At 49.0% G+C, this 19,814-nt stretch carries 31 protein-coding genes; 19 read left to right on the top strand and 12 right to left on the bottom strand.

Going from position 1 to position 19,814, the window contains the following annotated elements:
• Positions 1 to 212: 212 nt before the first annotated feature.
• Positions 213 to 275 carry a membrane protein YoeI gene (gene yoeI / locus NA986_RS00915; protein WP_096335044.1) on the top strand — a complete coding sequence of 21 codons (63 nt, stop codon included), beginning with the start codon at positions 213 to 215 and terminating at the stop codon, positions 273 to 275.
• Positions 265 to 1,623, top strand: a complete 1,359-nt coding sequence (plaP, locus tag NA986_RS00920) for a putrescine/proton symporter PlaP (protein WP_001519005.1) — start codon at positions 265 to 267, stop codon at positions 1,621 to 1,623. Before yoeI ends, plaP begins: the two co-directional genes overlap by 11 nt.
• Positions 1,624 to 1,754: 131 nt before the next feature.
• Here plaP and sbcB read toward each other — a convergent pair whose 3' ends face one another.
• Positions 1,755 to 3,185: an exodeoxyribonuclease I gene (sbcB, locus tag NA986_RS00925; protein ID WP_076735769.1), complete on the bottom strand. Its 1,431-nt coding sequence runs from the start codon at positions 3,183 to 3,185 to the stop codon at positions 1,755 to 1,757.
• Between the two features lie 175 nt (positions 3,186 to 3,360).
• On the opposite strand from sbcB, the gene NA986_RS00930 reads away from it, so the two are divergent.
• The gene (locus NA986_RS00930) at positions 3,361 to 4,542 is read left to right on the top strand and encodes a tyrosine-type recombinase/integrase (RefSeq protein WP_001007943.1); all 1,182 of its coding nucleotides are present in this window, start codon (positions 3,361 to 3,363) and stop codon (positions 4,540 to 4,542) included.
• On the opposite strand, the gene NA986_RS00935 is transcribed toward NA986_RS00930, so the two are convergent.
• The 11 genes from NA986_RS00935 to NA986_RS00985 all read right to left on the bottom strand — a co-directional run bounded on the left by NA986_RS00935 (position 4,523) and on the right by NA986_RS00985 (position 10,755).
• Positions 4,523 to 4,729, bottom strand: a complete 207-nt coding sequence (locus tag NA986_RS00935) for a helix-turn-helix transcriptional regulator (protein ID WP_000997833.1) — start codon at positions 4,727 to 4,729, stop codon at positions 4,523 to 4,525. The genes NA986_RS00930 and NA986_RS00935 overlap by 20 nt on opposite strands.
• 176 nt (positions 4,730 to 4,905) lie before the next feature.
• Entirely contained in the window at positions 4,906 to 5,145 is a 240-nt protein-coding gene (locus NA986_RS00940; protein WP_001754984.1) for a DUF4060 family protein, read from the bottom strand.
• Positions 5,146 to 5,150: 5 nt separating this feature from the next.
• Entirely contained in the window at positions 5,151 to 6,020 is an 870-nt protein-coding gene (locus NA986_RS00945) for a DNA adenine methylase (protein ID WP_039501142.1), read from the bottom strand.
• On the bottom strand, positions 6,017 to 6,697 hold the full coding sequence (locus NA986_RS00950) for a lambda exonuclease family protein (RefSeq protein ID WP_000187056.1): 681 nt from the start codon (positions 6,695 to 6,697) through the stop codon (positions 6,017 to 6,019). The genes NA986_RS00945 and NA986_RS00950 overlap by 4 nt, the downstream gene beginning before the upstream one ends.
• Positions 6,694 to 7,479, bottom strand: coding sequence for a phage recombination protein Bet (bet, locus tag NA986_RS00955; protein WP_001648679.1), 786 nt, complete (start codon positions 7,477 to 7,479; stop codon positions 6,694 to 6,696). The genes NA986_RS00950 and bet overlap by 4 nt, the downstream gene beginning before the upstream one ends.
• A gap of 5 nt (positions 7,480 to 7,484) precedes the next feature.
• On the bottom strand, positions 7,485 to 7,781 hold the full coding sequence (locus tag NA986_RS00960) for a host-nuclease inhibitor Gam family protein (protein WP_039501144.1): 297 nt from the start codon (positions 7,779 to 7,781) through the stop codon (positions 7,485 to 7,487).
• A 90-nt stretch (positions 7,782 to 7,871) separates the two neighbouring features.
• Complete coding sequence (locus NA986_RS00965; protein ID WP_039501146.1) at positions 7,872 to 8,072, bottom strand: cell division protein FtsZ; 201 nt, start codon at positions 8,070 to 8,072, stop codon at positions 7,872 to 7,874.
• 348 nt (positions 8,073 to 8,420) lie between these two features.
• Positions 8,421 to 9,083, bottom strand: coding sequence for a hypothetical protein (locus NA986_RS00970; RefSeq protein ID WP_000950426.1), 663 nt, complete (start codon positions 9,081 to 9,083; stop codon positions 8,421 to 8,423).
• Positions 9,083 to 9,469: a hypothetical protein gene (locus NA986_RS00975; protein ID WP_000356948.1), complete on the bottom strand. Its 387-nt coding sequence runs from the start codon at positions 9,467 to 9,469 to the stop codon at positions 9,083 to 9,085. The genes NA986_RS00970 and NA986_RS00975 overlap by 1 nt, the downstream gene beginning before the upstream one ends.
• Positions 9,462 to 10,301 (bottom strand): ParA family protein, encoded by an 840-nt coding sequence (locus NA986_RS00980; protein ID WP_001111772.1) that lies wholly within the window; start codon positions 10,299 to 10,301, stop codon positions 9,462 to 9,464. The genes NA986_RS00975 and NA986_RS00980 overlap by 8 nt, the downstream gene beginning before the upstream one ends.
• 58 nt (positions 10,302 to 10,359) lie before the next feature.
• Positions 10,360 to 10,755, bottom strand: a complete 396-nt coding sequence (locus NA986_RS00985) for a helix-turn-helix domain-containing protein (RefSeq protein ID WP_000660736.1) — start codon at positions 10,753 to 10,755, stop codon at positions 10,360 to 10,362.
• Between the two features lie 99 nt (positions 10,756 to 10,854).
• Here NA986_RS00985 and NA986_RS00990 point away from each other — a divergent pair, with 99 nt between their 5' ends.
• The 16 genes from NA986_RS00990 (at position 10,855) to NA986_RS01065 (ending at position 19,812) form a co-directional block, all read left to right on the top strand.
• Positions 10,855 to 11,097 (top strand): transcriptional regulator, encoded by a 243-nt coding sequence (locus NA986_RS00990; protein WP_000643689.1) that lies wholly within the window; start codon positions 10,855 to 10,857, stop codon positions 11,095 to 11,097.
• On the top strand, positions 11,057 to 11,431 hold the full coding sequence (locus NA986_RS00995) for a CII family transcriptional regulator (protein WP_010835408.1): 375 nt from the start codon (positions 11,057 to 11,059) through the stop codon (positions 11,429 to 11,431). Before NA986_RS00990 ends, NA986_RS00995 begins: the two co-directional genes overlap by 41 nt.
• A 91-nt stretch (positions 11,432 to 11,522) precedes the next feature.
• Entirely contained in the window at positions 11,523 to 12,359 is an 837-nt protein-coding gene (locus NA986_RS01000; RefSeq protein WP_046597590.1) for a replication protein, read from the top strand.
• Positions 12,356 to 13,051, top strand: a complete 696-nt coding sequence (locus tag NA986_RS01005) for a replication protein P (RefSeq protein WP_045718387.1) — start codon at positions 12,356 to 12,358, stop codon at positions 13,049 to 13,051. Before NA986_RS01000 ends, NA986_RS01005 begins: the two co-directional genes overlap by 4 nt.
• A gap of 151 nt (positions 13,052 to 13,202) precedes the next feature.
• Entirely contained in the window at positions 13,203 to 13,598 is a 396-nt protein-coding gene (locus NA986_RS01010; protein WP_371062116.1) for a hypothetical protein, read from the top strand.
• A 109-nt stretch (positions 13,599 to 13,707) separates the two neighbouring features.
• Positions 13,708 to 14,208, top strand: a complete 501-nt coding sequence (locus NA986_RS01015; protein ID WP_045718384.1) for an ead/Ea22-like family protein — start codon at positions 13,708 to 13,710, stop codon at positions 14,206 to 14,208.
• The gene (locus NA986_RS01020; protein WP_046597594.1) at positions 14,205 to 15,119 is read left to right on the top strand and encodes a DUF550 domain-containing protein; all 915 of its coding nucleotides are present in this window, start codon (positions 14,205 to 14,207) and stop codon (positions 15,117 to 15,119) included. Before NA986_RS01015 ends, NA986_RS01020 begins: the two co-directional genes overlap by 4 nt.
• A gap of 151 nt (positions 15,120 to 15,270) precedes the next feature.
• Entirely contained in the window at positions 15,271 to 15,903 is a 633-nt protein-coding gene (locus tag NA986_RS01025) for an Nmad5 family putative nucleotide modification protein (protein WP_016062831.1), read from the top strand.
• Positions 15,904 to 16,391: 488 nt separating this feature from the next.
• Positions 16,392 to 16,625, top strand: coding sequence for a DinI family protein (locus NA986_RS01030; protein WP_001217669.1), 234 nt, complete (start codon positions 16,392 to 16,394; stop codon positions 16,623 to 16,625).
• Between the two features lie 116 nt (positions 16,626 to 16,741).
• Positions 16,742 to 16,990 (top strand): hypothetical protein, encoded by a 249-nt coding sequence (locus tag NA986_RS01035; RefSeq protein ID WP_071841283.1) that lies wholly within the window; start codon positions 16,742 to 16,744, stop codon positions 16,988 to 16,990.
• A gap of 34 nt (positions 16,991 to 17,024) precedes the next feature.
• Complete coding sequence (locus NA986_RS01040) at positions 17,025 to 17,627, top strand: DUF1367 family protein (RefSeq protein WP_000929790.1); 603 nt, start codon at positions 17,025 to 17,027, stop codon at positions 17,625 to 17,627.
• The gene (locus NA986_RS01045; RefSeq protein WP_001241019.1) at positions 17,627 to 17,833 is read left to right on the top strand and encodes a hypothetical protein; all 207 of its coding nucleotides are present in this window, start codon (positions 17,627 to 17,629) and stop codon (positions 17,831 to 17,833) included. The genes NA986_RS01040 and NA986_RS01045 overlap by 1 nt, the downstream gene beginning before the upstream one ends.
• A gap of 2 nt (positions 17,834 to 17,835) precedes the next feature.
• Positions 17,836 to 18,447, top strand: coding sequence for a recombination protein NinG (locus NA986_RS01050; RefSeq protein WP_039501156.1), 612 nt, complete (start codon positions 17,836 to 17,838; stop codon positions 18,445 to 18,447).
• Complete coding sequence (locus tag NA986_RS01055; RefSeq protein WP_000801757.1) at positions 18,444 to 18,584, top strand: YlcG family protein; 141 nt, start codon at positions 18,444 to 18,446, stop codon at positions 18,582 to 18,584. Before NA986_RS01050 ends, NA986_RS01055 begins: the two co-directional genes overlap by 4 nt.
• Complete coding sequence (locus NA986_RS01060; RefSeq protein ID WP_001097244.1) at positions 18,581 to 19,270, top strand: bacteriophage antitermination protein Q; 690 nt, start codon at positions 18,581 to 18,583, stop codon at positions 19,268 to 19,270. Before NA986_RS01055 ends, NA986_RS01060 begins: the two co-directional genes overlap by 4 nt.
• A 200-nt stretch (positions 19,271 to 19,470) precedes the next feature.
• Positions 19,471 to 19,812 carry a phage holin, lambda family gene (locus NA986_RS01065; RefSeq protein WP_162264800.1) on the top strand — a complete coding sequence of 114 codons (342 nt, stop codon included), beginning with the start codon at positions 19,471 to 19,473 and terminating at the stop codon, positions 19,810 to 19,812.
• Positions 19,813 to 19,814 lie beyond the last annotated feature (2 nt).

Consider the following 19,814-nt stretch of genomic DNA (forward strand, 5'->3'; position numbering starts at 1 on the left):
TAATTTTTTGAACGCGCTCGCATTCTCTTGTCATTTCACTTCAATTTAGGGCAGAATACGCCGCTTGCAAAAAATGACACTAACCGACGTTTTAATACGCGTCGGTTATTTTTTTGCTTCAAACACATCATTCAATACCAAGAGGCCGGGCTTCGTACCGGATAGATACTTACTTAAAAATCGACAGTTGTTGTCGCTGAGGAATCCAGAAAATGGGGCAATTTTTTGCTTACGCGACGGCATTCGCCGTAAAGGAGAATGACCATGTCGCATAACGTTACTCCAAACACCTCTCGCGTGGAATTACGTAAAACGCTTACGTTAGTTCCGGTTGTAATGATGGGTCTTGCCTATATGCAGCCGATGACGCTGTTCGATACATTTGGTATCGTTTCAGGCCTCACTGACGGTCACGTACCGACGGCGTATGCATTCGCGTTAATCGCGATTCTGTTTACGGCGTTGAGCTACGGGAAACTGGTGCGTCGCTACCCTTCCGCGGGTTCGGCGTACACCTATGCCCAGAAATCCATCAGCCCGACCGTTGGCTTTATGGTGGGTTGGTCTTCTCTGCTCGATTATCTGTTCGCGCCGATGATCAACATTCTGTTGGCGAAAATTTATTTTGAAGCGCTGGTGCCCTCCATTCCGTCATGGGTGTTTGTTGTGGCGCTGGTGGCCTTTATGACGGCCTTTAACCTGCGCAGCCTCAAATCGGTCGCTAACTTCAACACCGTGATTGTAGTGCTACAGGTGGTGCTGATTGCGGTCATTCTGGGCATGGTGGTTTATGGCGTATTTGAAGGCGAAGGCGCCGGTACGCTGGCGAGCACCCGTCCGTTCTGGTCCGGCGATGCGCACGTTATCCCGATGATTACGGGAGCGACGATCCTGTGCTTCTCCTTTACTGGCTTTGACGGCATCAGTAACCTGTCGGAAGAGACCAAAGATGCTGAGCGCGTGATCCCGCGTGCGATTTTCCTGACCGCGCTGATTGGCGGCCTGATCTTCATCTTTGCAACCTATTTCCTGCAATTGTACTTCCCGGATATCTCTCGCTTTAAAGATCCGGATGCGTCTCAGCCGGAAATCATGCTGTACGTGGCGGGTAAAACCTTCCAGGTGGGCGCGCTGATCTTCTCTACTATCACCGTACTGGCTTCCGGTATGGCTGCGCATGCAGGCGTAGCGCGCCTGATGTACGTAATGGGGCGCGACGGCGTATTCCCGAAAAGCTTCTTCGGTTACGTTCATCCGAAATGGCGTACGCCAGCGATGAACATCATCCTGGTCGGGGCGATCGCGCTGCTGGCGATTAATTTTGACCTGGTGATGGCGACGGCGCTGATTAACTTTGGCGCGCTGGTCGCGTTTACCTTTGTTAACCTGTCGGTGATTTCGCAGTTCTGGATCCGTGAGAAGCGTAATAAAACGTTGAAAGATCACTTCCAGTATCTGTTCCTGCCGATGTGCGGCGCGCTCACGGTTGGCGCGTTGTGGGTTAACCTGGAAGAGAGCTCAATGGTACTGGGCCTGATCTGGGCGGGTATCGGGCTGATTTATCTGGCGTGCGTAACTAAAAGCTTCCGCAACCCGGTTCCACAGTACGAAGACGTCGCGTAATCGCACGTATTATCGGCAATAGTAAAACCGGAGGCAGTGCCTCCGGTTTTTTGTCATCCAGCACGTTTACCGGATGGTGGCGTCACTCTTTATCCGCTCTGGATTAACAATGCCCGTCAGGCATTGGTCAATTACACAATCTCGGTTGCGTACTGCCACAGTGATTTCAGCAACCCCAGCTTCGTTTTATCTTCCGCATACTGCTGAGAAAGCATCTGCAATTCGTTGGCATACTGTTGTAAAAACTCTGGCGTCAGTACCTGACGGCGATGCTCCAGCCAGCGCTGCTGCTCTGCGTCATCCAGCGTACCGGGAAAATTGCGTGCGCGGTAATTAAACAGCAGCTTCTCAATGCGCTTATCGACAAAGGTAATATCCAGCGCGGGCAGGTTACGCGGCTCGGTTTCGAGTACGATTTTCATGGCTGCGCGATCGGCATCGCTGAAAAAACCATCATAGAGCTGGGCATCAACGTTATCCGAGGCGGCAAAAGGTTCGGCTTCGGCGAAAATCGCCACCACTTTGTCGCGGACCTGCGGGTTTTCACGCAGCACTTTCAGGTTATCCAGGCAATGCTGGCGGTTAATTCCCAGCCGGTCGGCATCCTCCGGGCGCAAGGTATTCGCCTGCGCCAGTACCGGACATTTATTGATATGCACCAGCTTTACCGGCACTGCGGCGTGATCGCCAAGATCGGCTTTGGCCGTATAAAGCCGCTCGCGAAGGGTGTCGCTGTCCAGCTCAAGCAGAGGAGAAATATCGCCTGCTAAATCGACCATGATCACCGCGTTACGGTTTTCAGGATGCCACGCCAGCGGCGCGACCCAGCTTGTATTACCGCGCCACGCGCCAAACATGCCGGAGACATGCACCAGCGGCTTCATTTGCGGAACGTCAATCAGCGCCGCCAGTTTATGTTTACTGCGGTGGCTATAAAGATAATCAAACAGTCGCGGCTGGCGTGTTTTCACCAGTTGCGCCATCGCAATAGTGGCGTAGACATCCGCCATCGCATCATGCGCGTTGCTGTGTTCGATCCCGTTCGCCTGGGTTAAATGTTCCAGACGAAAGCTGGGCAGGCCGTCGTCGTTTTCCGGCCAGTTAATTCCCTCCGGGCGCAGCGCATAACAGGCGCGCATGACATCCAATAGATCCCAACGTGAATTATCATGCTGCCAGCTCCAGGCGTAGGGATCGTAAAAGTTGCGATAAAAAATATTGCGAGTGACTTCATCATCAAAACGTACATTGTTGTAGCCCACAACGCAGGTTTTAGGAACGGTAAACAGCGCATGAATGCGTCTGGCGAAAGCGGCTTCGTTTTCTCCTTTCTCACGCGCTTCCTGCGGTGTGATGCCGGTAATCAGCACCGCGCCGGGCTGCGGTAGATAATCATCGGCGGGTTTGCAATAAAACACCTCCGGCTCGCCAATAACGTTGAAGTCGTTATCCGTACGGAGCGCGGCGAATTGCGCAGGTCTGTCGAGGGCCGGATGCGTACCGAAGGTTTCGTAATCGTGGAAGAGGAATGTATTCTGTACGCTGTTGTTTTTAACTGTCACCTGATGTACACGCCTGATGTTGTATGTCCATGAAATAAAATGTTTTTAGTGCCGTTTTTGATATTGATTGCTTTTATTTGTACATGTCTGGATATTGTGGTTTATGTTGGTACATGCGATATTGAGTACAAAATAAGTACATAAACCATAAAATCATTGAGTACAGAAAACTAAAATGGCAATCAGTGACACTAAGCTTCGCTCTGTCTATGGTAAACCATATTCCGGCCCATCTGAAATTACTGATTCTGATGGGTTGGGTATCCGTATTACTCCAAAGGGAATCATTAGCTTCCAGTTCCGTTTTCGCTGGGATGGGAAACAGCACCGCATGGGACTTGGTCGCTATCCTGCTCTCACTCTGCGTGACGCCCGTAACATAGTCGCAGATTTAAGAGAGTCCGTCGATAAAGGCATTGATCCTCGTGAGCTTGCCGGAAACAACAAGTCAAAGAAAAAACCAACGGTAAAAGACTGCCTGGATTACTGGGAGGCAAACTATGTTAACGTGGCTTTGAGGGAAAAGACTAAGGCACTTTACAGGTCGACGGTCATAAAGCACATGAGTGATGCGTTCGCCGGTGTTCCGATTGAAGAAATTCCTGTTCGCCTGTGGGTTGAACGATTTACTGACGAAGAGCGATTAAACCCACGCAGGGCTCGTCAGTTACTGGTACAACTTCGGGCAGCTATTGGCTGGTGTACACGCAGACAATTTATCAGCACGGCTGATTTAATGCTGTTACAGCCAAAAGATGTGGGGACAAAACCAACCGTGGGTGAGGTGACACTCAGTTATAATCAGCTTGCTAAAATCTGGCTGGCGATAGAGCGTAGCAGAGGGTCAACGTCTAACCGATTGCTCCATCAACTACTGATGCTGTATGGCGCAAGGAATAGCGAACTTCGCCTGGCTGTTAAGGAGGAATTCGATCGTGAGGAGGGGATATGGACCGTACCCGCCGAAAAAAGTAAAACGAACAGAATTATCAGACGACCAATTTTTGACGCGGCCGATCAGTTGCTTAAAAAAGCAGAAATGACATACGGGAATATTCTTTTCCCTGGTCCGGATCTGAAAAAGTCCATGACTATTGCTGGTGCAAACAGATTTCTTGGAAGGATAGAATCATCCCTGGGTATTGGCGAATTTTCCGCTCATGATTTTCGGCGTACACTGGCAACCAGACTTTCAGAAGAAGGTATAGCTCCGCATGTTATTGAGAAAATGTTGGGGCATGAGCTGGGCGGCGTACTTTCTGTTTATAACAAACATGACTGGATTGCTGAACAGAAAGCCGCCTATGAGCTGTACGCTGAAAAAATATTCTGGCATATCAGGAAGATTTCTGGTTGATCCCCCCGTTTAAGATCCACTGTACCACCTCAGACTGAAGGTATTGTTTGGGGTGAGTTCGGATTGGTTTTGGAAAATTATATAGCTTGGTATATTTCGAAATGGTCATCCGTGAAGATACTTTGATCATTCTCATAGCTTCTTTTTCGTCAATCATACCAACATTGTTCTGTGCAATATCGTTCATATCCACCTCACAGACTGGCTACATAGACAGCACCAGCGACCATCGCAGTAGAATAAAGAGTGCTGGCAGTTAGGCGTCGAATGTTCCCACACTGCATACCGCCAATCACGACAGGGTTCTCGATTTTGTTGCTCATCGTTTTCTCCAGTGGCCCTGCAGCGGGCCATCGCTAATATTCAGTTTGCCTGTGCCGGCAGATTTCTAAGTTTCCGGACGCCGATCATTGCGGTGGCTACGTAGCTGGTGGCCCGGTTAACTACTTCGACAGGAACCTTTACGCCATCCACTACAACGGTGTAATTGGTAACGTGCTTTTGTCTGCCGTAATCGCCGAACTTCTCATGATGCGCAGCCAGTGCAATATCACATGCGCGACGACCGACTGGTGATTGCTTGCTTCTGTTAATAAGTTTCATCATCACTAAATCCCCAGTGAGGCGACGATATCGTTCGCTGTTTCTCGGGTACTGCCTTTACTCGATATTGATCTGCGGGCATTGACCCGGTGCAAAGTGAAGCCGTGCCGCTCGTAAAGTTCAATAACGCGTGGTGCGGTAGAATTACTGATAAACACCTTTGCGCCGCGCTGATGGGCTGCAACGCAGCTTTCAGCAAGCGCTACCTGGCTATCCCATGAGAACCCACCGGAGGCGTAGCTAGTGAAGCCAGTGGTGCCGGGTATTGGCTCGTATGGCGGATCGCAGTAAACGACATCACCATCACCCGCCAGCCTGAGAGTACGTTCGAAACCCGCAGTCATAAATACGCACGCGCGAGACTTCTTCCTGAATGCCCTGATCTCTTCTTCCGGGAAATATGGGGCTTTATACTTTCCCCATCCAACATTGAAAAAACCGTCAAGGTTGTAACGCATCAGACCGTTAAAGCAGTGCCTGTTGAGATAAAGGAATGCGGCTGCTCGTTCTGTCGCATTCAGTTTCTGGGCGTTGAATGCTTCACGAATTACTGTGTAGTTTTCGGCATCATTCAGATGTCTGAAAGCTTTTATTGCCTCTGCGATTACCGAATCAGGCACTACGGCCAGCATCTGGTACAGGTTAATCAGGTCGGCGTTGACGTCAGCCAGAAGGAAACGTTCGTGCTTGTCTGAGTTGAGAAACACCGAACCGCCGCCCACAAATGGTTCTATCAGTCGTTTACCTGCCGGGATAAGACGATCCAGTTCCGGCAGCAGCGAATATTTACCGCCTGCCCATTTCAGGAACGGGCGGCGCCAGGTGCGCGGAACACTTTTTTCAACTGGTAGTACTGCCGTTGTTGCGTGCGTCATCGCCACTGCTCCCCGAACGTGAAGCCAATCTCCTTTAGCGCTTCGTCCATCTTTTCGATAAATTCCGGTACCATTTCATTGAAGAGGGACGTGTATTTGTCGTCGCGCTCAACAACCACGTGGTGAATGCCTTCTCGCTTCATGCGCGGGTCATAATTCGCGAAATACCAGGCATCTCTCCCGGTTACCCACATGCTGAATTGCACCTGGGCCATATAGGCGGATTTGATAGCCTCGAAGCCGCCAAGCCTGAATTTCATAAAGTCGCGAGAGGTGAAAGGGCACTTCAACTCAAGACCGCGGCCATCACTGCACAGGCCGTCAGGAGAACAGGCGGTACGCATGCCCTCGTCACGGAAAAGGATCGGCGATCCGGTGACCTTCACGTCAGTGGTGAACTCAAACAGGGTGCGAGCATCGTCCTCATACTGTTTCCCCCAGGCCAGCGCCCTGGCGTTAACTTCCGGCGCCACGCCGGTGCAAACTTCAGCAAGAAGGGTGAGAAAGTAGGACATCTTCATATCAGTCCACTTCTTGCCCGACTTTGGCCTGGAAATGACGTTGTGAACTTCGGAAGCAGTGATGACACCGAGGCGTAGACGGTGCCATGCTTCATCACCTTGCTCGATGTTGCTAACGTCAATACCTGTACGAGCCAGGATAATTTCTGGTGTCATGCTTCCACCTTCTGTTCTGCTGCTTTCTGCTTCAGGAATCCGAGGGCTTTCACTGCTTCGATTTGCGTAAGATCTGACGATGCACCAATATCGCGGCGGAAGATTTGGGAGCAGAGCGGCAGCAGATCGTCATCCCATGTTTTATTCAGGGTGATCAGCAGATCATTAATTTCCCGCATGGTTTCATCGCTAACCGGAGTGATGTCGCGTTCCGTCTGGCGATCTGTGGTATACGTGGTATTTTCGACAATGCGTTCGGCCTCATCCTTGTCGTAGATGCCTGCGAAACCGAAGGCAAGACGGGCGCACTGGATCATTGCTTTGTGTCGCAACATCCGTTTGGGATGTGACTGCCACGGTCCAGTAATCTCACGACCATCACGGGTTTTGAATGGTTCCCGGCGACATTCATCCATCCATTCGGTAACGCAGATCGGATGGTTGCGGTCCTTACGGTAAATCCTGCATGTACATGATTCGTTATCCTGCTCAAAATCCATGCCGTCAAACTGCTGGTTTTCGTTGATAATACGGGACCAGCCATCAACACCCACCACAGGGACGATCCCGTTCTGCTTATCAGGAAAGGCGTAAATTTCTTTCGTCCACGGATTAAGACCGTACTGGTTGGCGACTATCAGTAGCGCAATAAACTGCGCATCACTGGCATCACCTTTAAACGCTGTCTGGCGCAATGTGGTGATCAGTTCCTGCGGATCTACAGAATCCATTCCTACACGTTCAGCCAGTTTTCCTGCCAGTGTTGCGAGTGCTGTGCTCATTTGTCTTATTCCTCTGATTCAATATCAATTTGATGCAGGGAAAACACCTCAACCATGTACCGCACAAACTCCGACGCGCGCTCCTGGAATTCGACATCGTCATCAAATGCCCGACTGATCGCTTTTTTGTTGGCGCCGTGACGCGGTAGCTCGTCCATACACAGCGACTCCAGCATGTGAAGCGACAGTCCTTTCTCCAGATCGTCAGCAAGTTCTGACTCTTTCTCTTCTCTGGCGATTTGCTGGTAATGCTGGGTCCAGTCCTGAGCCTCGATCCGGTCGTAAGTGAGATATGCGTTCATGGCTGAACTCCTGAATTTTGTTTGCAGAATCCCCGACACCATGTGGTCTGCCAGAATCTGTGCAGTATTTCGTTTTGCTGGTTTTTCCTGCTAATGGGTTGCAGGTTTGCCGTGTTGGTTGAGGTAAACCTCGATCTCGTCGTTGGTTGTCCGCAGGCGTTCGAAAAGGGCAAACAAGTACAACCCTTTTCCTACGTTTGCAGATGCGCGGTATGTGCGCCCCTGGTACTTAACCAGCATTCCCGGTACAACGCTGGTTCTTGGTAATGTTGTTGTGCCGTAATTAGTCATCTCATCCTCGTGCCGATATCGCCCGGCCAGCGGAACATTGTTTAAACCTTCTGCGCGTTAACTTTTCCACCTCATTCCGGTCTTCGTATGCCCCGGACGGCTACTTCGTGGGCGTCCTGCCTGGGTGGTCGTGGTGCGTTTTGGTGATTTCATTAAACACAATGTTTAAACATATGTCAACATAATGAGTATAAATCAATAAACAAAATGTTTAATCTGACTTTTGGAGGTGTGATTTATGCCGATTTTGGACAAAAAAAACCAGCCATGAGGCTGGGATCACTTGCAGTTTTGGGGAAGGGGGCTAAGGATAAAAAACGTCTTTGTTGCCCGGTTAAATTAGAGGTGTTAGTTCAGCGCTTTAAATTTGGTGTATAAACTATTCCCCAGCAGATACTTCAGATCTGCCATGGATCTATAAAATGTACTCGCAACTTCATAGTGAAAATAAGTAATGTAAGTTTCCATTACGGAACTTGTTAATCTATGTAGATTACGAATAAGATTCTTTTGCGATGAATGGCAGTCGTTTACAAGCAACTGCAAAAAAGTTGCTGACGTGTTAATATTTGCTTGCGGTGAAAAATGCACATAATGACAAGCGTTTATATAAACATTGTGCAGATAGTTCCAATTTTCATTTCTTCTATTAGATTTAAGGTAATCAAAATCTCGTCGTCGTACCGTTCCATCGAAATCACCACCAGAATAAGTTTTATTCAAAGCTATTCTTGCTATATGCTCAATCATAGAACGAAGATTTAAATGTAAATATCGTTCTCTTTTATTTAATATTGCAACGATGGAATTTAAAGAATCATAAATTATACCCTTCACATGTGATTTGTGTGATAGATTGGTATTCATTTCAATAATCATGCTATAAATTCTAACGTGTTTGAAAACACTTACCAAGGTATTTATATCTGACTCATCACTCAGATACTTAGTTGCCTCTTGGCGAAACCTGTCAGTTTCTGCTCTGTTGCCGTATGGGTCGTTAGAAAGCATTATTTATCGCCTTTCTTAAGCATCCTAGATACCCACAGATCCATATTAGAAAGTGCTGTATTTCTTTTTTTATGGCCTTGCAGGTCTTCTTCTTTAGAAAAAATATTTTCGAAATATGAACGAGCCATAACACCATAGTTATTGATTTCTTTTCTTTCTCTGCTTACTAAAAATCTGCATATTTTTGCGCAAATAAGTGTTCTTGAGCGAACAACGTATGGTAATAGGGCTATGGAAAAGACACTTTCAACAAAATCTTTTACATCATGATTTGATTTTAACAAATCTTTATCAAGTAAGATGGTCACAAAAAGACCTATCGCGGATTCTTTTGTTACTCCGCCATGGGCAAACCTGAATAGAGTGTTGTATTGTTCTTTATCCATTTTCACTCACCATTAGTTGGTCAACTCTTAATGCGAATTCTGTTGATATTGCGCTTATATCACTTCTTGACTTTGTATAGCAAGAGGGAATGTTACCCTGCTGCCCAACCATTAAATCTCGTACGTATGATAACTTATGTTCAAAGAAGTAAAATTCACTGAATTTTTCTTCAAAATTATCTTTTATCTTGCTTGTTTTTAATGTCAATTCATCATCAGTATTGGTGTAAACGAATCCTAAGTGTCTAATATTCGGATTATGATTGTGTCTTACATTTCGCACCACACTGACCAGACTAGTTGCTCCTAAAATGGAGTAGTGATCAATTTTTACCGGAACGACATAAAAATCTGAAGCAACAAGTGAAGCATCAGTGAAAATTGATATTGTAGGAGGGCTATCTAGGAAAATATAATCATATTGGTCACGGAGGTTGTTATCATCGATGAACCTCTTGATTTTGAATATTCTTACAGACTCCTGAGATGTGTCAAAGATTATATTAATATCACCTAAGATGACGTCGAGGTTATCAGAAACTTTAGTTATAACATCAACAGGTCTAATGGCTTGAGCCGTATCCATAATGGATGTTGGAACTTCGAAAATTCGACGTATTGTGATTTTATTTGTTTGAAGTTGATCAAGATATTCATCGACACGACCATAATGACCTAGGAGTGATTGAGTTGCATTGAATTGAGGATCAACATCAATAACTAAAACTCTTTTACCAAGATAGTTAGCCATGAACTCAGCAATGCCAACACATAGAGTTGTTTTTCCTACCCCGCCTTTCATATTAATAAAGCTAATTACCGATGCTGGCATAATTATTCCTTGCTATGTTGAGAATGAGTCATTTTGATAATTACTCCGAGCTTTTATCTTAATCTTCGCGCGTTCGAATCCTTCCCTTCATGTACTTCTCGTACATGGCATCCAGTTCCTTGAGACGAAGCGATAATACCCGAAGAAAATTCTGCTTTTCCTCGTCATCTGGAAGCTGGCGATATAGTTCGAGCAGTCTCCGTTCGTCGGCCTTTAAACCGTCCCTCTCGTCGACCTCTTGGCCAAGAACCCACTCAAGACTCACCCCAAGCGCGTCTGCCAGTTTTATCGCCGAGCTTTTCCCAATTGTACCGCGCACAAACCAGTTATTGACCGACTGAGCACTGACCCCGCAAATGCGAGCCATGTCCGACTTGGTCAACTTTTTAAGTTCGAGGATCTCGTTGAGCCTCTGCACTTGTGGGTGATTAATCTGATGAGTTTTTTCTTTCATAACACAATTCTAAACCAAAAGTTTATTAGCTCAATATTCAAAATGTTGACATTATGATAAACATTTTGTTTAATTTGGCTGTTGCCACTGGAGTCAAATATGAAAGCAATTGATAAAGCCATTACCAGAGCAGGAACCGCAACCCGGCTTGCTGAACTACTGGAAGTAAGCGCAATGACCATCAGTCATTGGCGGAATCGTTATCAAGGAGTGGTTCCTGCCGATCGAGTACTTCCAATTTACAGCGCTACTGGTGTTACCCCACACGAACTGCGCCCTGATCTCTACCCAAACCCAACAGATGGATTACCAAGCCAAGAGGCATCAGCCAAACAACCATAGAGGATATTTACCCATGGAGAACGCAATTGCACGAAAGTTAGACCCACCAGAAATCAACCCGATTGAAATAGAGAGCGTCCTGCTCAACCGGCTTGCATCGGTAGGTCAGAAATCTTACGCCGAGCATATGGGCATCAGCGAGTCGACAGTCAGCAGACGTAAAGCTGAGGGATATTTCTGCAACATGGCGAAAGAGCTGGCTTTTCTTGGAATTCAGGCCGCGCCACCGGAGGCGGTACTGGTATCCAGAAACTATCTCACAGCCGTAGAGATTCTCGCTGATGCCGGGCTAAAGGCTGAACGAGCCAGGCCGGATGCGCTGGGGTGGGACTGAAAATGGTAGCAACCAAAAAGGCGAAAGCCGCGGTGAGGGGTCACCAACGGCTTTCTGGTGGAATTAACTGGATCAATTCACAGGAGTAATTATGGCAAACACTGCTGAAGTAATCAATTTTCCTGTGCCTGACGTGGCACATAAGGAGCCGCGCGTGGCAGATCTCGATGATGGGTTTACGCGCATCGCCAATGAGATCCTTGAGGCTGTAATGCATGCAGGTTTGTCGCAGCATCAGCTTTTGGTGTTCATGGCTGTCATGCGCAAAACATACGGCTTCAATAAGAAATCTGACTGGGTCAGTAACGAGCAGCTCTCGGAGCTGACCGGCATTCTCCCTCATAAGTGCTCATCTGCAAAAAGCGCCCTGGTTAAGCGGGGGATATTAACTCAAACCGGTCGTGTTATCGGGATTAATAAAACGGTCAGCGAATGGTCATCTTTACCTGAAAAAGGTACAGAAAAAAAAACTTACCTGAAAAAGGTAAATTTACCTGAATCAGGTAAGAAAAGTTTACCCGAATCAGGTAACGGCTATTACCCAAATCAGGTAAACACAAAAGACACTATTACAAAAGACAGTAAAGACAATAGTAATAACCCCCCTAAATCCCCCCGGGCGGTTTCGTTCGATGCGTCAAGTGTTCAGTTGCCTGACTGGCTGTCTTCGATCACCTGGTCTTCATGGGTTGAATACCGCCGTGACCTGAAAAAGCCGATTAAGTCTCAGCAGACCGTGACGCAGGCTATCAACCTGCTCGACCGCTGCAGGCTGAACGGATACACACCTGAAGAAATTATTAACCGCAGTATTGCGAATGGCTGGCAGGGTCTGTTCGAACCTGACGGACAGGCGAAGCGCAGCAGAGATATCGATCAGGAAAGTATCCACTGGAACAGCCCGGATGCATGGAGGGATTTCCTATGAAACCTGAACTCTACCGCGCAATAAACAATCGGGATGGCGCAGCGATGGCAAGCATAGCCGGGGGCAACCCTGAGCATGGCCGGGTTGTGAATTCAGACGCTGAGCGCCTTGTTGACGCGCTGTTCATGCAACTGAAGCAGATTTTCCCGGCCGCGACGCAAACCAATCTCCGCTCCGATGCTGACGAGCGAGTAGCTAAGCAGCAATGGATAGCGGCATTTTCAGAAAATGGCATCCGCACCCGCAAGCAGCTATCCGCCGGAATGCAGAAAGCCCGTTCCAGCCAGTCTCCGTTCTGGCCGTCGCCAGGTCAGTTTATTTCGTGGTGCCGTGAGGGGAGTGGAGTACTCGGGGTCAGTGTTGACGACATCATGGGCGAATACTGGCGTTGGCGGAAGCTTGTTTTCCGTTATCCGACCAGTGAGCAATTCCCCTGGAGGGATAAAAACCCGCTGTATTACCACGTCTGCCTGGAGCTGCGCCGCCGTGGAACTGAGGGGCAATTAAGTGAAAAGGAACTTATCCGGGCCGCTGGCGATATCCTACATGACTGGGAAAAGCGAGCTCTTGCAGGTAAACCCATACCGCCTGTTCGTCGCGCTTTATCCGCGCCGTCGCGGGATCGCGGTCCAACGCCAGCCGAGATGTTAATGGCGAAATACAAACAACGCAAAGACGCCGGTCTGATTTAACAGGAGCAACCAAATGAAAGAACGTGGAATAACTGATGGTTTAACCATGAATCAGCTTGCGGAACGTAATGCTGAACACGTAACTACCATAGCGGCACTGGAATCCAGATGCGCGGCGCTGTCTGCAAAGCTGAGCATGATTAACGACCTTATGGAAGCCACCGAACAAGCAAACAAACTGGCGCAGGACGCAACGGAAAAGCTGGTTCAGGAGCGTAATACGCTGGCTGCGGAGAATGCGGGGCTGAAACACGCAATGGCCGTAACTCTTGAGCATGTGTCGGTCACGGACGCAGGACAGGCCGGAGTAGCTGCGATGATTATCAATGATGCCCTGCACCACGGCGAAACCCCAGCCACCGACGCTTTCCTGGCTGAGGTGCGTGCGCAGGGTGTGGAGATGTTCGCAGATAAATACAGGGCGCAGCTCACCGCATTGCCAACAACTTCAGAAAATATTTTTGATGCAGCGCATGTGAGCCTGCGCTACCAGATTTTTGATGCTGACGAGTTCGCCGCCCAGCTTCGCAAAGGAGTGCAGTCATGATTACGGGAACCTCAAATTACGACGAAGTGCCGACGATACCCTGCAAAATCTGCGGCGGTTATTTCAAAGCCGATGATCCAGAAAATCACAAATGCGAGGGGCCAGCCCAATGAGCAACATCGACAAACGTGCGCTGCGTGAGCGCTATTCACCAAAACCTGCACCTGAATGCCACATTTGCGGCAAAGAAATGACAATACAGCGCATGTCTGCCAGTCGAATTACCTATGGCTGCACGGGCGCGACCTACGACGATAAAGGTTGCCACTACGCAGAAGGCCGCAGTATCGCAGATGACCATTATGAACAGTCTCGCGTCACTGTCGTCGATGTGAGCGACCCGGATGTGCTGGCGCTGCTGGATGAGCTGGACAGCGCCAACGGTTACGCCAGCGCATACGAGGCTGAAAAATGGCATTACCACGGACTGGCAGAGTCTGAGGGTGAGCGAGCAGATCGGGCAGAAAAGCAAGTGGAAGAATTAACGATGTGGATTAAGCGCCTGGCCTACTCGCTTAGAAACACCAGACCAGACAGCAAGTTACATATCGATGCAATGGACTATTTGAGCAGCAAAGGGTTAATCAGTGTGGAGGATGTATTGAGATGACCACTATTACCAAAGAATGGCTACAGCAAACCATCGCTGAATTTGAGAACACTCGTGACGATATTCCGTTTGGACTGAGCGATGACGACGCCAAAATTCTTATTGTGCTGAAGCAGACACTGGCAGCGCTTACCGCTGAACCTGTGCGATATCTAAATAAATTTTCAGGTACATGCGTGACGTTAGAGCAGCAGTCAAACGCTGCTGATGATGTTGCCGTGTATATGCCGTTATATGCTTCCCCGCCAGCTTCAGAACGCGAACAGGTTCGCCGCGAGCACGCCGAATGGTCTGATAAGACGTTCGGCGATGTTGGGCCAGTAGGGCCGCTGAAACATCTCTCAAAAGAAGCATTGGAAACTGCCGCAGAACCTGACGACCTGAGCGAGTGGGCCGATATGCAATTCCTGTTATGGGATGCGCAAAGACGTGCTGGTATCAGTGACGAGCAGATTACCCTGGCGATGGTAGAAAAGCTGGCGGTGAACAAGAAGCGCGAATGGCCTGAACCGAAAGACGGCGAGCCACGACTGCATATCAAAGAGCAGCCAGCGCCGGTAGTGCCGGATGAAATGGCGACATCTGATGACATGAATCTTTATCAAAAGAGCTTTGCGCAAGGCTGGAACGCCTGCCGAGCTGCCATGCTTCAGGGTGGCCAACCTGTAAGTAATCGTGATGAGTTGAGCTCCCCAGTAATTCCGGATGGCTATGCGCTGGTGCCGATCGTTCCAACCGAGTACATGGTGATTAACGGCTTCGAGTCTGAGCCAGATCCACATTTCAGCGACGAAAAAGTGTGGGCGGAATACGAAGCGTTAAGCGGGTGTCGACGGGCTGCGCGACGGGCTGAGTTGTGCTGGGCGGCGATGATTAAAGCGGCACCAAAACAGGAGGGAAATAATGGATGAACTGGCCTGACGCATTTTTATATGTCGGGATAGCGTGGGCTTTTGCATATGCCATAACGCGCATCTGAATAATTAATTAACCGTAAAAACGTTTTTAAACACCGCTCACGCGGCGGGATTCGTACAACCTGAATTATACAAGGTGAAAAATATGAACCAGACACTGAATAAATCCATTAAAGAGAAAATCGTGGATAATGCACTGGCAAAAGCTGGTATTCCGCAACGGAAGAAAGCCCTGCGTGCTGCCCGGGCAGACTGGGCGGAACGTGTAAGGCTGGCGGCAATTGGCGGACCGGAAGCCGAGTCTGAGGTATTAAAAACCGAAAAGAAAATTGCAGCGCTTATTGCGAAACTGCCCGAAGAACTGAGGACAAACTATACGTTTGTCAGATATGACAGCGATATTTATCTGAATCTGGCGGGTTCGCGTGTTACTGCATACTTCAACGGCAATTACCGGCACAATGAGCCGGGTTCACCAGACCATATCCAAAAAATAACCCCCTATGAATACACCTTACTGGCAGATGACCCACTCGTTACCGAGTTCTACAGCTTCGATGCGCTTTACAGGGAAATAAAAAGCGACGAAACAGACATCCGCCAGAACGTCACCGCCGCACTGGATAAAGCCAGAACGGTTAAGCGACTGCTGGAACAGTGGCCTGAAGCCAAAGAACTGTTACCTGCTGAAGATGCGGTTGTTCCCCTGCCTCCTGCTATTCGCCGGGAAGCGCTGAACGAGATGATTGGGCTACCTTCTGAAGCAATTCAGGAGTAGGCATTAGTACAAAATCAAAAAATACGAATCAGTGATTTGTAATCAACATTTCTTAGGTTTGTAGATATGCGAATAATAACCAGGAAGAAACCTGCGTTCACTGACCTGTACCAGACTGGTGTTCTGACGCGTATAGCAGCCGTTAAGACTGACAGTGGCGGCTGGCGCCTGTTTGGAGTGTGGCGTGATCAGGATATCGCTGTATTTGTGGAAGCGGCGCGCGGCGGCATCCGGGAATGGTCCGGTTTAAATTATCTGGCTGAGTTTGTGTTCAGTTGCGGCATTAGTCTCTGGGAGGTTCACAACAAGACGGATCGGAAAATTCCGGCATGAAGTGTTGCGTCATAACCCGCTGCGGCGGGTTTTTTCGCCTAAAATCTGATATGAAACAACATGCTAGCTTTTGCAAAAAGTGCTATTCACCTCTTGAATATTCTTTCTAACAGGTATACTGTGTTTATATACAGTAGTTAAATGTAGAGGGAATTATGAGAATTGAACTTGTTATCAGCCGGACAAAACAGCTTCCGGAAGGTGCCGTTCCTGCGCTTGAAAAAGAATTAATTACCCGTCTCCAGAATCAGTATGAAAACTGCAACTTAACCATCCGTCGAGGCAGTCAGGATGGTCTGAGTATCGTCGGTGCTGCTGATGGCGATAAAAAACGTATACAGAGCATTCTGCAGGAAACGTGGGAAAGCGCTGACGACTGGTTTTATTAACATTGCGCTTAATGCTGGCGCGCATTTTTCAGAATACCGCAATTTGCGTATCCCTTTGATGCTGCTGCCGACAATTTTTAACCGCGCCTGTACATCGCCTGAAGGGAGAACAAAAATTGAATAATTCAGCTTTGCAAAAGTCAGAAGATAGCTGGTATGACATTGTAAGAAGATCTGATGGCTGCGTGGTGTTTAGCTTTCCATCATCAGGCAGGCATCTTATCTATCGTGTAAATGGCATGGTATCTATGCGTCCTTTGCTGGATGATGAAGAAGTTTTTACTCCCAACGGTTTTATGCATTTTATTCGTCGTCTCGGCTACCGGGTAATACCACCTTCTGATAATATGAAATCAACGGCCTGAACAACCGTTAACCTTCTGCGCCACGGAGAATACCATGGCGCACGAATTACAACTCATCAAGCAGTCATCTGGAATTCTGATCCCCGCAACGCCGGAGACCAGTGATATTCTGCAATCAAAAATCAAACTCGGCGCCGTGCTGGTGGCTGAGTTCCGTCAGGTGAGGAATCCTGCATTCCATCGCCGCTTTTTCGCGTTGCTTAATCTTGGGTTTGAATACTGGGAACCCACCGGCGGCGCCATTTCTGCCAATGAGCGCAAACTGGTAAACGGTTATGCAAAGTTTCTCGCTGCATATGGCGGGAATGAAAGCGCATTACTGGATGCGGCTGAACAGTATCTGGAACAGATTGCAAACCGCCGGGTAACAAACGGGATTAGCCTGTGTAAATCATTCGATGCCTACCGCGCATGGGTGACGGTTGAGGCTGGTCACTATGACGCCATCCAGTTACCGGACGGCACCCTTCGCAAACATCCCCGCAGCATCGCTTTTTCCAGTATGGATGAGGTCGAATTTCAGCAGTTGTATAAATCTGCGCTTGATGTTCTCTGGCGATGGATTTTATCACGGACATTCCGTACTCAGCGCGAGGCCGAGAACGCCGCCGCCCAGCTCATGAGCTTTGCGGGGTGATGGCGATGAAATACTCCTGGTTCCATCATCATGACTGCACAACCGAGCAGGCCGACACGCTGATATCGGATTATCAGAAGCGGGGCGTAAGGACAGAAAAGAGCCTGAACCCTGACTTCATTACCTGGACTGTCAGCGCGAAATTACCTGAATATGCACACCGGGTGCGGACGCCAAAATCCTTACGCCAAAAGGTCTGGGGGTGAACATGGCTAAATTACCGCGCCGTAAGTGCGTAAACAAAGAATGCCGCCAGTGGTTTCACCCGATACGCGAGGGGCAGATCGTTTGCTCGTACCAGTGCGCCAGCGCCGTCGGCAAAGAACAAACCAGAAAAGCTCGCGAAGCCGCGCAACGTAAGGCGCAATCCCTTCAGCGCGCCGCTGAGAAAAAAGAACGCGCCACCTGGCGCCAGCGGAAAGCCGCGGTTAAGCCGCTGAAGCACTGGATTGACTTGACGCAGCGCGCCGTAAATGACATTTGCCGCGAAACCGAACTGGCAGAAGGACTCGGTTGCATCTCCTGTGGAACGAAGACGGCGTTCGCATGGCATGCAGGCCATTACAGGACTACGGCCGCCGCGGGGCATCTGCGCTTCACTCGCTTCAACATCCATCTTCAGTGTGATGTCTGCAACGTCTACAAATCAGGGAACATCGAAGCATATCGTACTGCGCTGGTTGAGCGTTACGGTGAGGCGGCGGTGCTGGCACTCGAGAACAATAACACCCCGCACCGCTGGACGGTCGAGGAGCTGAAGGAAATCAGGCTCGCGGCTCTGGCGGATCTGCGTGCGCTAAAAAAGCTGGAGGCCGCATGAAACCAGAACTGATCGAGATACTCCGCATGCGCTGGCAGCGCCTCCGCATTTACCGCCGTCCGGGGTCGGTGTTGGTTGACTACCGCATCCTGCGCAATTTTGTTCGTATTTATCAGTTCACAGGATTTACTCAATGAACACTCAATACCTCCAGTATGTACGTGAGCAGCTAATGGTAGCGACAGCCGATTTAAGCGGGGAGACTAAAGGGCAGCTTTTGGCCTGGCTGGAGAACGCGCAATTCGACACGAAAAACTATCCCCGAAAAAAACAGCGTATCTGGAACGAGGAAACAGAAAGCTGGATAACGTTAAATAACCCGCCAATCCCCGGCAAGCAGTCGCTGGCGAAAGGAAGCGCTATCCCGCTGGTGAAGCCTGTGGAATATTCCACTGCCTCATGGCGCCGGGCGGTTCTTTCACTCGATGAACACTACAAGGCGTGGTTGTTGTGGAATTATAGTGAGAATACCTGCTGGGAACACCAGGTCGAAATAACAAGTTGGGCGTGGTGCGAGTTCAGACAGCAGCTTGCAGGGAGGAAGATGGCTGGCAAGACAGTGGAGCGGCTGAAGAAACTTATCTGGCTGGCGGCGCAGGATGTCAGAGAGGGGCTGGCCGGACGATACGTCTACCAGCAACAGGAGCTTGCCAGCCTGTGCGGGGTTAAGCCTGACAACTGGAGCCACAACTATGCGGACTACTGGCGCGCGATGAGTAACATCTTTAAGAGGCTTGATACCGAATCTCTGCTTTGCCTGGTGAAAACAAGATCACAACAAAAAGCGACCTTTTCGCAGCAGGGTATTGCAAAAGTCAATTAAATAGCATACATTTTGAGTAAATCTGATATCGTCGCCATAGCTTCAATCGTCGACCAAACAAATTCAAGCCTCGCCATCGTGCGGGGCTTTTCTGTTTGTGCCGTCCGGAATAATCCCTCTGAGTTTTGTCGTTAATCCACCGGGCGGCCTTCCTACTTCACACTGCGCCATCCGAGCTATCGGAGGTGAGGCTTATGAAAATGCACAACGATCCCCATTCCTGGCAGGGCTGGCTGGAGCTGTTCCAGAGCTGGTGGCGAGGAGATACCCCGCTGGGCGCTGTTCTGATGTCGTTATTTATGGCTGGTCTGCGCATTGCCTATTTTGGCGGTAACGGTGGCTGGAAGAAAAAAACACTCGAAATTCTACTTTGCGGCGCCCTGACGTTGACCTTCTCATCTGCGCTGGAATATTTCGGCTGGCCCAAGTCCCTGTCTGTTGCGATAGGTGGCGGCGTCGGCCTTATCGGCGTGGATGCGATCCGCGGCTTTGCAATGAAGTTTATCAGTGGTCGTATCGGTGGGGATAATAACAAGGTTTAATC

Source organism: Salmonella sp. NW177 (genome assembly GCF_051811585.1).
Lineage (GTDB): Bacteria > Pseudomonadota > Gammaproteobacteria > Enterobacterales > Enterobacteriaceae > Salmonella > Salmonella enterica.

Bases quoted from the DNA above. Each gene is read 5' to 3' on its own strand.
- NA986_RS01055 (WP_000801757.1), top strand. From the start codon at position 18,444: ATGAAACCAGAACTGATCGAGATACTCCGCATGCGCTGGCAGCGCCTC.
- plaP (WP_001519005.1), top strand. From the start codon at position 265: ATGTCGCATAACGTTACTCCAAACACCTCTCGCGTGGAATTACGTAAA.
- NA986_RS00935 (WP_000997833.1), bottom strand. From the start codon at position 4,729: ATGAACGATATTGCACAGAACAATGTTGGTATGATTGACGAAAAAGAA.
- NA986_RS00975 (WP_000356948.1), bottom strand. From the start codon at position 9,469: ATGGATAAAGAACAATACAACACTCTATTCAGGTTTGCCCATGGCGGA.
- NA986_RS01000 (WP_046597590.1), top strand. From the start codon at position 11,523: ATGGCAAACACTGCTGAAGTAATCAATTTTCCTGTGCCTGACGTGGCA.
- NA986_RS00950 (WP_000187056.1), bottom strand. From the start codon at position 6,697: ATGACACCAGAAATTATCCTGGCTCGTACAGGTATTGACGTTAGCAAC.
- NA986_RS00945 (WP_039501142.1), bottom strand. From the start codon at position 6,020: ATGACGCACGCAACAACGGCAGTACTACCAGTTGAAAAAAGTGTTCCG.
- NA986_RS01005 (WP_045718387.1), top strand. From the start codon at position 12,356: ATGAAACCTGAACTCTACCGCGCAATAAACAATCGGGATGGCGCAGCG.
- NA986_RS00985 (WP_000660736.1), bottom strand. From the start codon at position 10,755: ATGAAAGAAAAAACTCATCAGATTAATCACCCACAAGTGCAGAGGCTC.
- NA986_RS00960 (WP_039501144.1), bottom strand. From the start codon at position 7,781: ATGAACGCATATCTCACTTACGACCGGATCGAGGCTCAGGACTGGACC.
- NA986_RS01030 (WP_001217669.1), top strand. From the start codon at position 16,392: ATGAGAATTGAACTTGTTATCAGCCGGACAAAACAGCTTCCGGAAGGT.
- NA986_RS01050 (WP_039501156.1), top strand. From the start codon at position 17,836: ATGGCTAAATTACCGCGCCGTAAGTGCGTAAACAAAGAATGCCGCCAG.
- NA986_RS00930 (WP_001007943.1), top strand. From the start codon at position 3,361: ATGGCAATCAGTGACACTAAGCTTCGCTCTGTCTATGGTAAACCATAT.
- NA986_RS01060 (WP_001097244.1), top strand. From the start codon at position 18,581: ATGAACACTCAATACCTCCAGTATGTACGTGAGCAGCTAATGGTAGCG.
- NA986_RS01040 (WP_000929790.1), top strand. From the start codon at position 17,025: ATGGCGCACGAATTACAACTCATCAAGCAGTCATCTGGAATTCTGATC.
- NA986_RS01065 (WP_162264800.1), top strand. From the start codon at position 19,471: ATGCACAACGATCCCCATTCCTGGCAGGGCTGGCTGGAGCTGTTCCAG.
- NA986_RS00940 (WP_001754984.1), bottom strand. From the start codon at position 5,145: ATGAAACTTATTAACAGAAGCAAGCAATCACCAGTCGGTCGTCGCGCA.
- NA986_RS01010 (WP_371062116.1), top strand. From the start codon at position 13,203: ATGGAAGCCACCGAACAAGCAAACAAACTGGCGCAGGACGCAACGGAA.
- NA986_RS01025 (WP_016062831.1), top strand. From the start codon at position 15,271: ATGAACCAGACACTGAATAAATCCATTAAAGAGAAAATCGTGGATAAT.
- NA986_RS00965 (WP_039501146.1), bottom strand. From the start codon at position 8,072: ATGACTAATTACGGCACAACAACATTACCAAGAACCAGCGTTGTACCG.
- NA986_RS01045 (WP_001241019.1), top strand. From the start codon at position 17,627: ATGGCGATGAAATACTCCTGGTTCCATCATCATGACTGCACAACCGAG.
- NA986_RS00990 (WP_000643689.1), top strand. From the start codon at position 10,855: ATGAAAGCAATTGATAAAGCCATTACCAGAGCAGGAACCGCAACCCGG.
- NA986_RS00995 (WP_010835408.1), top strand. From the start codon at position 11,057: ATGGATTACCAAGCCAAGAGGCATCAGCCAAACAACCATAGAGGATAT.
- NA986_RS01015 (WP_045718384.1), top strand. From the start codon at position 13,708: ATGAGCAACATCGACAAACGTGCGCTGCGTGAGCGCTATTCACCAAAA.
- NA986_RS01020 (WP_046597594.1), top strand. From the start codon at position 14,205: ATGACCACTATTACCAAAGAATGGCTACAGCAAACCATCGCTGAATTT.
- NA986_RS00970 (WP_000950426.1), bottom strand. From the start codon at position 9,083: ATGCTTTCTAACGACCCATACGGCAACAGAGCAGAAACTGACAGGTTT.
- bet (WP_001648679.1), bottom strand. From the start codon at position 7,479: ATGAGCACAGCACTCGCAACACTGGCAGGAAAACTGGCTGAACGTGTA.
- NA986_RS00980 (WP_001111772.1), bottom strand. From the start codon at position 10,301: ATGCCAGCATCGGTAATTAGCTTTATTAATATGAAAGGCGGGGTAGGA.